A 12,469-nucleotide genomic window follows, 5' to 3' on the forward strand; every position below is an offset into this window, starting at 1 on the left:
GGCAATGTTAGCTGTAAATGGGTTTATCAAAGAATGCGAGATTATAGAGGAGTATTATGCCAAAACTGAGCAGTCAGATGACGCCTGATCTAAGCCTCAGGTATTGGTTGGTAAGAAGGATAAGCAACCAATAATGGATATCTTTTATTTTACTATTTGATTGGGGCTTCTTGAAGGTTTTTGCTGAAGAAGTATTTTTTTGTCAGACAAGGAAAATGATTTCCTTTCATCAATAATATTTTGAATTTTCGTTAGTTTTTCAAAATAAAAATCATAGTGAGCACGGTGATTGTTTTTAGATCTTGCATCGATTAACCCCACTACAATTCCACATATTTCTCTAAAAATTTCAAACCACGTGTCTATTTGTATTGTGTCAACAAGTTGAATGTAATGTAAGACTTCAGCATCATGAGTTAAATTATTCGAATACAATGGAAATTCCCATTGACCATGGGCTATTTTATTTCGAATATTTGCTTGAGTTTTTAAATAATTATCTAAAAGCTTATGTATTTTTTGTTTTTTATTTGGCAGATCGGATCCTGATTTACTAAACTTCAAGAATGCAGTATTAACACATTTTTTCCATCTATTTAATATATCTTTATCTTTTAAAATATATTTTTTTTCTTCCAACGTGAAGCCGAATGGAGTATGTATTAACTTAACAAGACATGCTTCAGTCCACGCACTATAAATTAATAGATAGACTTTAGTCTGAATTTGAAGCGAAAATTCATCTTTTCCATTTCTAAGCAAATCATTTATTTTAATATTTATCTGCCTTCTTGCCGATTCTAATGCTCTTACATTTTTGCTTAAATCACTGTGAAATTGCTGTTCAGCTGAAATTGTTGACGACATAAACTTAAAATTTTGGCGACTGAGAGGGATTATTAATTAATCACTCTCAGCCGCCCGGAATCGAACCGGAACCAATCTAACGAGTAGACCGTGCTAGCCATAATACACCACGACTATGCCTTAAATAATTTACTTATTTATTAATGGACAATATTTTTGTGCTGTTAAAATAAATTCTATGCTACCAAATATAAGATTTTTAATTATTATTTTTTGGTCTGAATTCTCGTTTCACAAAAATCCATGAATTTGGCATTAGAGCTTCTAGCGGTTACTTAAAGCAAGGTTAAAATTGCTTTTTAGAATGAGCTCAATTCTTTCATAACCAACTATAATTTACTCCTCCAAAATTTTCGAAAAACCCCCGATTTCAATCAATTCGTCTACAAAATGGTTCGAATTACTCACCGCCATTGACCCCAGTGTTAAGCGTAACAGGAAAATCAAAAGTGACCACGCACTAATGGTTTCTAAAATTGCAAAAGCAAAAAGAAGGAAGAAAAAAACCTTTACTTTTTTATCCGAAGATTTATATAACATAAATCCGCCTATAACTCCAAAGCCTGCAATTGCTTCGATTAGTGAAGACATCAAAGCATTGGAGTCAGAGTTTTATGCGAATAATTTAGCCGACATTTATATTTATAAAGGCAATCATACAATGATTAAAATAGATTATTATAAAAATTATTTCAAACCTGAGATAAGGGAGCACTGAAAAAAATGGTGTGAAAACTTCGAATACGCAAATCACGCCTTATCGCTTTTAAATGAAGGGAAAAAAAATTATACCCATTAATGAAGAAAAGCAGATTGAACTTTAATCTAAATGTTACCTTGTAATTACCACGTTTACGATATGGGCTAGACAAATTATGCCCACAACGTATTCTACAACAATAACAACCGAGTAGCTGACGTTGGAAACTTTTAACTTATCCAAGTCTAGCTTTAAGCCCCAAAACGCAAAAAATGTATACAAAAAACAATTTAATATATTTCTCATTTCGGCTATCCATGGGCTTGCTTGATGTATATGTCCAGAGACTGGTTTTTGACGGGTATATCGGCGTCTCACGGAAAAGGGGCATACTATTAACTGTCCGGTTTCTTCTGAGCGTATAAGAGTCGAATTTCTCGGAAAGTTTAGGGGAAGATTACCCCATTGGTACCAGATTTTTGGCAGACATGAAAGTTTCACAGAAAACCAATAAGGGGACAGGCGAAGTTATCGGGCAGCCATATCTGGTGGTGGATAAGCATTTTATCCAGATTTTATGTAGTTTTGAACCTTATTCGAGCATCCTGCCTATAAAAATGAACTTTTCCAGTAATCGTTCTTATCGGTATGTTCATGGGCAGGAAGGCACTCTTCCAACATTTTCAGAAATTCGTGAAAGGGCATATGAAATGTCCCGGCCAAAACCATGAAAGTTGATTATAGAGGAATCCACAAGGATCGCAAGGTCTAAAAAAATTGCTGAATATGCCTTGATGCGCGCCGTAGGTGTCTGTGAGGCATGTGATGCTCCTGCACCCTTTTTGAGAAGGAATGGTCAGCCATACCTCGAGGTGCATCATATTGAGAGTCTGGGGCAGAGCGGGGGAGATTAGCTGGATAAAGGTGCTGCCATCTGTCCGACATGTCATTCGCGAATTACCCATGCTTCGGACGGAGAACAGTATAACCAGCTTTTGAAAAGCAAAGTACACAAACTTGAAGCAGAAATTTGTTGATAGTTTAGCTTTTGTGTGGAGTATTTACCTGTATTCAACTTTCCGCAACAGCCGGTTCTTTGCCTATCTGAAGAAGGATATTCTCAATCTGTAGTTGATGGTTGAATTTTAAATCAAAGGGGAAGGCAATCAGTTCGAGATGATCTTGGCCATTTCTGGTTTCATAAATGAATGGCTCAAGCTGTCTGCTGAAATTTCTACTTGCCGGATAAATCAGTATTAGTTTCGGATCAATTTCCGCTTTTATGTATTTTCTGCCATATGCGTAAAGTTGATACATGTCGGCTTGACTAATCAGGTAGTTTTTGTTTTCGAGATTTTCATCGATTATTTTCCACTTGGTATCCAGAACATAACTTGGTTCTCCGTCATCAGTAGGCTCAGCATAAAGATCCGGTTTCAAAGCAAATTTCCCCCTCTCTTTATGTTTGTCTACCATAAATAGTTTGCGGTGCTGGGTATGAATAATGTGGCTTGTAGCATGTTTCTTAAACAGATATGCTATATAGCTTTCAAATAATATCTCCATGGGAAATAGCATGGCCTGATTAATCTGTTTACCTGAAAATGTTGTAAAGGATTTGCCCAGCAGAAAAACACTTGCCCACTCCAGTGACCGCTCATACGCGATAAATAACCTGCTCTGACTGGCGCATTTATCAAGATCTTCTTTAATTCCTTTGATTGGTCCGGTCATATCAAAGATTCCGCTAAGCCGGCTCAGCCTACGCCGGTGTGAAGAAGAACTGGTTATTCCTTCAAGTTTATTAATTGCTGCCCGAAGTATTCTGTTCTGCGGAATATCTGTCTGATAGTCTGTCATCCGGACATAAAATTTCGACTGGTCGGTATGGTTTATAGTCAGATTTTTAGAAAACAGAAGCTGTCCTTTTAAAAAGCCTGAATTTCGTTCAGTTTTGATGTAGTCGCGCTTAATCCCTTTGAGTACCAACTGCTCAACCTCAGCGATAAATGAGCCGATAAATAGCTCCAGAATAGGGAAATTGTCTCGTACTTCGAGCGAGGCCTGCTGCATATTTATGAACGGGGATTTTCTTAAAGTTGCTATCATTTTAAGAAAAATATTTTTGCAGTCCTCAATACTGGCATCCACACCCGATGAAAATATTTTGGGGTAAATCTCAACCGTTTCTTTTTCGGTTGTTTCTATCAGCCCGACATAATTCTGGGTATGGATGATGCGCTTGCCGTTTCGCTGGGAAAGTTTAAATGCTTTTTCAATTTCCTTATCCTTCGCCTGTGATTCCAGAATATAATTCCATATTGACTCAAATGACCGGCCGGGAATACAGATATCCGTGTCACTTTCGCGGAGATCAGGGAAATCTGTCACTGACCTTATTCTCCCATATTCCTTTATCCTGTGAACGCTCATTTGACTTAGGCTGAATATATTTTTGTGAAAATCTCGTCGTCAATCTCGTCTTCCTCTTTGCCCAATAACTCATACATTCTTGGATTTACCACGAAAATATCTTTTTCATCAAGTTCAACATCATATCCCCTGAAAAGTTTCGAAGCTTCTCCTTCCTTATCACGGATGTAAAACGTGTAGCTGTCACTTCCTTTATCCAGATCCCCGAGTACCAGCCTGACCTTGATGAAGTCATTGTAAAAGTATTCTTCCAGAAGCGGAAGAATCCTCCCCAAGAAAATAGTTAACAGATCTTTTTTTGTCGGTGTGGCGACAGTAATACCCGATAAAAAGTATGCATGACCGATGGAGAGATCCTTACCCAGAAAATAGGTTACTCTCCTGTTTAGAATAGTCAGGAGTGCTTTCAGGTCAATATTTGGGATGGTTATAAAGCTCAGTGTTTCTGCACTAGGAGCAATTTCGTAAAACGTGAATCTTCTTCTTAAGGCTGAATCCAGCAATGTAATCGATCTGTCGGCTGTATTCATCGATCCGATCAACTGCAGATTTGCGGGAACACCAAAAAGTCGTTTAGAGTAGGGAAGCCTAACCTGCATCTCTTCTTCGCCACCCAGCCTTTTGCTGGTTTCTATCAGTGTAATAAGCTCTCCGAATACGCTTGCTACATTTCCCCTGTTTATCTCATCGATGCAGAAACAAAAGACTTTGCCATCCTGAATGGCCTTTTCAAAAATACCTGCTCTTCTTTCCAGACTGTCTGCAAGACAATCATCCAAAGAAGTGTATCCGGCTAAGATGGCTGCTTTTCTGCAGGCGGTGTAGAACATGCCATCTGCAAATTCATAGGAAATCCCGCTGCTCAAGGAGAGCTTCTGTATAAGCTTAAACTCGGTACCTTGCTTTATTGCTTTCAGATCACCGTTACTTTCCTCAGCGACAAATTTTTTGAGGTTTCCAAAACTCAGTTTCTCGGAATCGAGGTCATGCCATTGGGTTGAAAAATAAACATGCGGTCTACCTTCAAGATCCAAATCCTCTGAAAAGTAGCGCTGTGTTGCGGATGTGGTTAGTGATTCTTTCGTCTGGGCATCAGGAAACTCGGCGAAGAGCTTGCCGGTTCCAAAGTGTTTTTTCAGCGTTATTGCTCTGTAATCAGTAGTGCCTATTTTTGAATCCACTAATACCGAATTCGCCAGAATTTTATCTTGTCCCTGCAGATTGATAAAATACCTAAAGACTTCGTGGGCAAAATTACGTAAAACACTTTCCGAGAAAATCTCCTTTTCTGTATGGCCAATCTGCGGTTTAATTCCTTCCACAAATTCCTCATAGCTATAAGACTGGTGAAAGGTGATAAATTCTTTTTCATCTTCTGACCTGCCATTGAGATATTTGATATTGATCTCGCGTGTCTTCCCGGTTCCGGGAGGACCATAAAATATAATATTTTCAGGTGTTCCCTGCAATGGTGTTGCCGGCCTACTAGGAGTGTATTCATAGATAACTTTTGTAAGCCTGTCAATCGCATTGTCGAGACTCTCCTGATCTATGGACATAAACTGGTCGGTCTTAAGGCTAGTAACAGCCTGCGGGTTCGACCATTTGATGAGCTTGCTCAGTGCAGAGAAAAAAAGTTTCGTCTGGGTATTACCCAGTGTCTTTGCTGCAACATTGGATATGTGGGAGGCAATAAGTCCCCTCCAGCTTTTTTCTTCATATTTGTTCACAGCAGAAAAAAGCGCAAGATTTGTTTTGATATCTGTCAGTGAAGCAACAATTGCATCAAGACCGAGTTCGAAGGTTTTGTTCGTTGTATTTGATACGGAAATGAATGCACCGTTTTTATTCAGAAGTGTCTGGAAATCGGTTGCGGTGTTTTCTTTTGAGAGGAATTCCTTTAGTTCGTTATTTAGCATTTGGTTCAATTATTTGCTGATAAATATTTTTGGCAACTGCATGTACCACTGGGATAGTGACGCTATTTCCAAACTGCTTGTAAGCCTGCACTTTTGAGGGGTGTAGAATAAAATTGTCGGGGAAACCCTGGAGTCTTGCGGCCTCACGCGGGGTGATTTTCCGGGGGTTCATTCCATGTTGATTTATAAGAACCTCACTGCCGTCTTTGTAATATCTTGCCGATATGGTATTTGTGTAGGGCGAATCATCAGTGAAAACACTATATCCGAATCCCTTGCCTTCGCGCTCATTCTTAAGCTTTCTGTTGCGGTGACCTTCCCACAATCTGTCCGAAATGGTGAATTCGGATGAAACTTCGGGTTCAAGTATCTGTCCTACGCGAGTAGGACGATTAGGCGGCTCGGGATAAGTGAAATTAACCTCAAGATCCTCTCTCCACAAAACAATGTAAATGCGCTGGCGGTTCTGCGGCACACCGAATTCCCTGGATCTCATCACCATCTTTTTCGCATAATTCTGCAGTTTTTTTACTTCGGCTCCGCGGATAATATCTTCAGGAATATTGCATTTGTAGCCTTCATCAATAAGAGTACCCAAAACTACTTTCAATGTATAACCTTTATCATGGCTGATCAGTCCTCTTACGTTTTCAAGAACAACCGCTTTTGGCTTTTTTGCCTGAATAATCATGGCGATATTGTGAAACAGTGTGCCTCTTGTATCTTCAATCCCCAGTTTTTTACCCGCATGCGAAAAAGGCTGGCAGGGAAATCCACCGACCAATACATCATGAGCCGGGATATCGGACGGATCTATTTTTGTAATATCACCGAACGGATGTTCCCCGAAATTGGCTTCATAAGTGAATTGTGCGTTTTTTTCGAATTCTGAAGAGAACACGCATATTCCACCGGCGCGCTCAAAGCCTTGTCTCATTCCGCCAATGCCGGCGAAAAGGTCGATGAATGAAAAATCCATCTTATTGTCCTGTGTGGGCTTTAAGTGAATTTTTGAATAAACTTCATCCCGGAATGATTTTTCGTTTTTGTAGTGCCCTCCGGTTTTAAGTGCCTTTATAATATTTTGTTTATTCGCACCCCGCTCCGCTGCAAATAGCTCTCTGCCCGATGCGAGTGCATGCACCCACTGCTGTAAAACGGATTTGGTCTGCGTTCCCTCTGGAGTGAATGGTGATGCCAATTCAAATAAACTATCCTCTAGGCTCAGGTTGGCTTGCGTGCCTTTTTCCTTTATAGCTATTTTTTGCTCTACTGACGGATTATCCAGCTTCCCTGCATTATTTTTTGAATACTTAGGTGATAATGTATTGGTAATCAGTGTGCTTTTTTGTGTTGGCATAGACTGCAATCTAGCAGAAATTAGCCTATAATTCAAGTGATGAAATTATTTTTTTTCCACGTTTCAAAGACGTTTTTGGTCGGCATCCCAAATTAGGATGTTTCTTGTGTCTTCACAGATAATCCTAAGATCATAGATGCAAACTTATTTATTCAAACCAGTGTTTATGCATAATGGCTCATAGCGAAAAGTTAAAAGTTACTGATTCGGATAATTCTGACGGATACAAAACCAGTGCGTCCAGAAGTTTCAATATGTCAAGAATTAAAGGGAAAAATTCCAAAGCTGAGATTATACTTAGGAGGGCCTTATGGAGAAAGAATATCAGATTCAGGATACATTCGTTAGTCGTTGCCGGAAGGCCGGATATACTGATCAAAAAATACAGGCTTGCAGTATTCGTTGACGGTGGCTTCTGGCACGGATATCAATGGGAATTAAATCGGTCGAGAATAAAGAGTAACATTGATTTTTGGATCAGTAAAATTGAAGGGAACATGGAACGTGACAAAATTGTCAACATCAAGCTTTCCGAACAAGGTTTTACCGTCATGCGGTTCTGGGATCATGAAGTGTTAAAAGAACTCCCGAAATGTCTAAATCAGGTGTTGCTCTATATTGAATCATGCAGGTCAGGTAAAATTCCAGAAAGAGGTTAATCCGTTCTTGATAAAATTGCTTCTTAACGTCAGTTACATAATTTAACAAGGCACTGATTTTTAGTATCAGTAAGTTTTGAAAAAGTCTTGGCGACGACATCATTATTCCTCTTCTTCTTCAAGTACTGAATAGCTATGTTAATTTAATAAAATCCGAAACCCTGGTTTTTATGAATGAGTGGTTTATGTTTTTTATCGAACGGTTTTTATTTGGAGTGTCTATCGTTGTGAACTCTTTCAATGTGCCAATTCCCTAGGTTTTTACTTCCAGTATAAGGATATTCAAGTTCGACAGTCATGGTATCAATAATTTAATTTCTTCCTATTGAAACTTTTAAAGGTGGATGGAAGTGAATGTTTCGCCTCAATTTACTATGTACCAGATTAGTGTAATTTAATATTCCGGATTCAGATACTGATTTTCTCTGTTAGAAATTGAATCAACAGTAAAACAATTAGCATGATAGGCAGATTCATTCGGTTACTCGCGTTTAGTAGAATATAAACGTACAAAATTCCACCAAGAATATTTATTTTTTTAAGTTCTTGGTCTAGACAATAGTCTGATTGATCTCTTTTAGGCCAGTTTTAGCTCATTTTAGCTCATTAGTTTCCCTAACGAAATCTAGTCACTATGTTTAAATTATGAAACAGATAAAATTGGCGGGATTAATAATAATCAAGTAATAACAGCTATAATAAAATGCAAACTAATCGTCTGGCCCAACATACCTGAAGACTTTGGGTCAGAGAATTGCTTTTGGTTCAACTTTTTTTACTGAAACCTTAATACTTCACGGTAACACCAAACAAATGCGTCTTAGCAATAGGTGAAACTTTAAAATTTTAGAAAATGAAATTAGACCTAGTTACAAAAGAAGATTTATCAGAGTTCAAAAGCGAACTGATAAATGCAATTGAACAATTAATAAAGGGCGGAGATTCGCAACAACAGAAGAAATGGTTGAGAAGTGCGGAGGTTAGAAAAATATTGAAAATTTCTCCCGGCACTTTACAAAACCTAAGAATCAACGGCGTACTCTCTTTTACAAAAGTGGGCAGTATTTTTTATTACAAATTAGACGACATCAATGCAATAATGGATGGAGAGAAAAATGAATAATTCAAAACCTGAGATGAGAGCACATCATGATTTTTTAATAAAACGAATGAGCAATGATGAAAAAATAAAAATGCCCCACCTCGCTTTATTTGCAGGCTTAATTATTTGCTGGACTCAAGAAGGACAAACTAATACCTTTTCAATAACCCGGAAAATATTAATGTCCTTTTCTAAAATTTCTTCAATTGCCACTTATCATAAATGCATCAAGGAGTTAGATCAGCTTGGCTATATTATTTATCAGCCCTCTTTTCATCCAAGAAAAGGAAGCTTGGTGACTTGGGGAAATCGTAATAAATAGATTTAAATGTTTTGCAGGATTTGGGAGATGGTTTTTTTGAAACTTTGAGGGAGCAAGTTTGTGTTTTTGTTACACAAAAACCTTTGTCGCTCCCAGCGAAAAAGAACTTGTCTTTTTACTCCCGATGGTCGCAAAAAGTAGCAAAACCAAAGTGCATGAAAGAGCAAGCTACATCAGAAAAGTCGGCAACAGCGAAAGGCGGGAGACCGATAAAGAAAATAAAAAAAGATTCTGGAATAAGAGTCAGGCTGAGTAAAACGGAATATTTTATGATTGAACAGAAATCAAAACAGGCAGGTATGAAGATCAGTGATTGGTTTCGCCATGCAGCAAAATCAGCCAAGGTTTCACCAAGGTTTAATGCAGAAGAGCTTAAAATATTCAGGATACTGGCTGGTATGGCGAATAATCTCAACCAATTAACGAAGCTTTCTCATGAGCAGGGCTTACTGCTGTTTCAGAAAAAGTGCCGAGTGCTAGTAGACGATATCAATGAAATAATAGCTAAGCTTTTCAAGGAATGATAGGAAAAGTGATTATAGGAAAAAGTTTCGGAGGCTGCGTTCGTTATGTGGTCAATAAAAAAGATGCCGAATTGCTTTACGGGGACGGAATCAGATTAGCTGATCCATCCTTTGCTGTTAAAGATTTTAATTTGCAGCGACAAATGAATCCGGCACTTTCGAAGGCAGTTGGTCATATTTCTCTTAGCTGGAGTGAAGTTGATTCCGAAAGACTGAATAGTGAAAATATGTTAGCAATGGCGATGGAATATCTGGCGCTCATGGGCATCATAAATACTCAGTTCCTTATTGTTCGTCATCATGATAATCACCATCCTCATCTGCATATTATTTACAACAGGGTGGATGATAGCGGGAACACTATATCCGATAAGTTCCAGTTAAAAAAAAATGTTGCAGCATGCAAGACTATAACCTTAAAACACGGATTTTTTATGGCAAAAGATCGAACGAAAGTTAACAGAAAAGCGCTCAAGGGAAGTGACAAGGTTAGATACCAACTTTTTGACAAGATTAAAGCAGCCCAAAAACTGAGTAAAGACTGGCGAGCTTTTATTTCCAGTTTACATAATTCAGGTGTTGATGTGATTTTTAAATATAAAGCTAACAGCGACGTAGTGCAAGGAATATCGTTTAAGGCCGGAGAATATATTTATAAAGGCTCGCAAATTGATCGAACATTAAGCTTTGGCAAGCTCTCGGAGCACTTTTTCGGGAAATCTGTCGGAGAAAAAACGTCAGACTCAGTTGAAAAGCAATCAACATATATTTCTACGAGGGAAGTTTTGAAGGATTCATTTGGGCTAACTGAGGCATTAAATACACTGTTCGCACCTCCAATATTTTCGTTTCATCATGGTGAAGCTGAGCCTGACCCCAGGAGAAAGAAAAAAAGGGAGACTGGTGAAGATGAGGAGCAAAGTCAGGGCAGAGGCAGATAAAACATATAAGTTATGGAAAACACAGAAGACAAATTAGAACAAATAGAACAACTGATTGAAGTTTTCATCAGCAAGCAAATATTAATTGAAAAAAAGTTAGATACACTTATTAAAAACCGTTCTGCCAATTATGAAGAGAAATCGGATAAGATTCTGGAACTAATTGCTCAGCAAAAGAATGCCGAAAGTTTTTCCATTATCAGACAACAGATTCAAATATTGGTTGAAAAGTCAGCTAGAGCGCCAGAAATTATTCGTGTGAGGCATCATCACAATTTTGATTTTAAAGCCAGACCTTATTTTAGTGGTGCGGCTATTATAGCTATCATGTTCGTACTTTCACTAAGTTGTTCTCTATATTTGTTTTTTCAAAACCGGCAAATTGCAACTGATGCCGAAAAATTTTTGGTATTGAAGGGAAATCAGCCTAATCTGGCTTTTACAATCGATTCTTTATACTCGTTAAATCGGGAAGTACTAATGAGACAAACTGAAGAAAGAATTTTGGAACGGGAACGGTTAATTTTAGCGGCTGAAAAAGAACAAAAAACTAAAGCGGATTATAATAGAGCAAGGGCCGAAAATAAGGCCTTAAAACGAAAGGGTTTAAAAAAGTCAAAATAGTTGTTTTGCTCACACATTTTCCACCTGCGAATTGCCCACCACGAAAAGAACCCATCGAGTATTCGCTAACCTTCGCTGTTAATGTGATATTTGCACAAAAAGGGAATTTGTGTTTATTTGAAAATATTAAAATTTCATGTATGTTCTCAACTTTAAGTTTCGCCTTTCTAGGTACACCCGAAATTATTCTCTTCTTTTTATTTTTTGCCTGCATTTTATTATCTTATTTTTTAATAAAAGGCATTATTTACTTTTTAAAGGCTTTAAAAGGTAGATAGACATCCGATAATGATTGGTGGTAACTACATCGTCCGCATACCCTTTGCCGGATTGTCTGCTCATAGATAATTGACGGGTTCAAGCACTTGCTTTATTTCTTTCCTTTATTAACCACATTGCTTCAAACAACCGAACCAAGTTTTCATAGACAGCAATGATCTCTTCTTTCGATAGACTGTCCTCCATATATTTTTGACTTAATGAATCATAAAGCCAGTTTTTCAAAATAGCATGGTAATGGCGGAGCTTAAAGGTTTTAAAAACTCTCCTTAACACTTTCACAGGATTTATTATTTCATCTGCAGCGAGGTGAGTTGGATAGTCCCTCATTCCTTTCTTTTCTTTTTTTATGCACCATTCTACAATGATATCAATCTCACCACTATCAATATCAAGTTTTCCAATTGTTTTTTTTCGAATTAACCAGGCCGCTTCAATGACTTTCATAGTAAGTTCATAATCATAAAGTCTGTCGGATGGGCTGCTTTTAAGCGGATGATTAGCCTCAAATGAAACGTCATTGCGCCATTTTTTCAACATCTTAAGTTGATCAGGTAACCATGCCGCATCAAAGAATGCTGTTATCGGCTTGATCGGCATTACTATCTCCTCATCATCAAGAAGTATAATCCTATTTTTCTTTTGTCTGCTTAAATTAGTTCTCATGAGAATTATTTTTATATTGAATTTAATCAGTTGATAAGTAGTTAGATAAGCTCAATTATAAAACTTTTGCCAG

Annotated in this window: 13 protein-coding genes; 8 read left to right on the forward strand and 5 right to left on the reverse strand. The window is 37.8% G+C overall.

What is annotated here, in order from left to right; genetic code table 11:
* Positions 1–144: 144 nt before the first annotated feature.
* Positions 145–867: a hypothetical protein gene (locus OQZ33_RS17270; RefSeq protein ID WP_265800418.1), complete on the reverse strand. Its 723-nt coding sequence runs from the start codon at positions 865–867 to the stop codon at positions 145–147.
* 463 nt (positions 868–1,330) lie between these two features.
* On the opposite strand from OQZ33_RS17270, the gene OQZ33_RS17275 reads away from it, so the two are divergent.
* Both OQZ33_RS17275 and OQZ33_RS17280 read left to right on the forward strand, forming a co-directional pair.
* The gene (locus OQZ33_RS17275; protein WP_265800419.1) at positions 1,331–1,585 is read left to right on the forward strand and encodes a hypothetical protein; all 255 of its coding nucleotides are present in this window, start codon (positions 1,331–1,333) and stop codon (positions 1,583–1,585) included.
* A gap of 470 nt (positions 1,586–2,055) precedes the next feature.
* On the forward strand, positions 2,056–2,298 hold the full coding sequence (locus OQZ33_RS17280) for a hypothetical protein (protein WP_265800420.1): 243 nt from the start codon (positions 2,056–2,058) through the stop codon (positions 2,296–2,298).
* A 340-nt stretch (positions 2,299–2,638) separates the two neighbouring features.
* Here the strand turns inward: OQZ33_RS17280 and OQZ33_RS17285 are convergent, their stop codons facing one another.
* From OQZ33_RS17285 to OQZ33_RS17295, 3 genes are read right to left on the reverse strand one after another with little or no spacing between them, the layout of a single operon-like run.
* A complete protein-coding gene (locus OQZ33_RS17285; RefSeq protein ID WP_265800422.1) occupies positions 2,639–4,000 on the reverse strand; it encodes a 5-methylcytosine restriction system specificity protein McrC in 1,362 nt (453 codons plus the stop codon).
* A gap of 5 nt (positions 4,001–4,005) precedes the next feature.
* Positions 4,006–5,919, reverse strand: a complete 1,914-nt coding sequence (locus OQZ33_RS17290) for an AAA family ATPase (protein WP_265800423.1) — start codon at positions 5,917–5,919, stop codon at positions 4,006–4,008.
* Complete coding sequence (locus OQZ33_RS17295) at positions 5,909–7,279, reverse strand: DNA cytosine methyltransferase (RefSeq protein WP_265800425.1); 1,371 nt, start codon at positions 7,277–7,279, stop codon at positions 5,909–5,911. The genes OQZ33_RS17290 and OQZ33_RS17295 overlap by 11 nt, the downstream gene beginning before the upstream one ends.
* Positions 7,280–7,452: 173 nt before the next feature.
* Between OQZ33_RS17295 and OQZ33_RS17300 the strand changes: the two genes are divergently transcribed.
* The 6 genes from OQZ33_RS17300 to OQZ33_RS17325 all read left to right on the forward strand — a co-directional run bounded on the left by OQZ33_RS17300 (position 7,453) and on the right by OQZ33_RS17325 (position 11,451).
* On the forward strand, positions 7,453–7,938 hold the full coding sequence (locus tag OQZ33_RS17300) for a very short patch repair endonuclease (protein ID WP_265800426.1): 486 nt from the start codon (positions 7,453–7,455) through the stop codon (positions 7,936–7,938).
* Between the two features lie 853 nt (positions 7,939–8,791).
* Entirely contained in the window at positions 8,792–9,061 is a 270-nt protein-coding gene (locus tag OQZ33_RS17305) for a helix-turn-helix domain-containing protein (protein ID WP_265800427.1), read from the forward strand.
* Positions 9,054–9,362 (forward strand): hypothetical protein, encoded by a 309-nt coding sequence (locus OQZ33_RS17310; protein WP_265800429.1) that lies wholly within the window; start codon positions 9,054–9,056, stop codon positions 9,360–9,362. Before OQZ33_RS17305 ends, OQZ33_RS17310 begins: the two co-directional genes overlap by 8 nt.
* A 155-nt stretch (positions 9,363–9,517) precedes the next feature.
* Positions 9,518–9,886: a plasmid mobilization protein gene (locus OQZ33_RS17315; RefSeq protein ID WP_265800431.1), complete on the forward strand. Its 369-nt coding sequence runs from the start codon at positions 9,518–9,520 to the stop codon at positions 9,884–9,886.
* Complete coding sequence (locus OQZ33_RS17320) at positions 9,883–10,827, forward strand: relaxase/mobilization nuclease domain-containing protein (protein ID WP_265800433.1); 945 nt, start codon at positions 9,883–9,885, stop codon at positions 10,825–10,827. Before OQZ33_RS17315 ends, OQZ33_RS17320 begins: the two co-directional genes overlap by 4 nt.
* 12 nt (positions 10,828–10,839) lie before the next feature.
* Positions 10,840–11,451, forward strand: coding sequence for a hypothetical protein (locus OQZ33_RS17325; protein WP_265800435.1), 612 nt, complete (start codon positions 10,840–10,842; stop codon positions 11,449–11,451).
* A 357-nt stretch (positions 11,452–11,808) separates the two neighbouring features.
* Here the strand turns inward: OQZ33_RS17325 and OQZ33_RS17330 are convergent, their stop codons facing one another.
* Positions 11,809–12,396 (reverse strand): hypothetical protein, encoded by a 588-nt coding sequence (locus OQZ33_RS17330; RefSeq protein ID WP_265800436.1) that lies wholly within the window; start codon positions 12,394–12,396, stop codon positions 11,809–11,811.
* Between the last annotated feature and the right edge of the window lie 73 nt (positions 12,397–12,469).

Source organism: Pedobacter sp. MC2016-05 (assembly GCF_026239735.1).
Classification (GTDB): Bacteria; Bacteroidota; Bacteroidia; order Sphingobacteriales; family Sphingobacteriaceae; genus Pedobacter.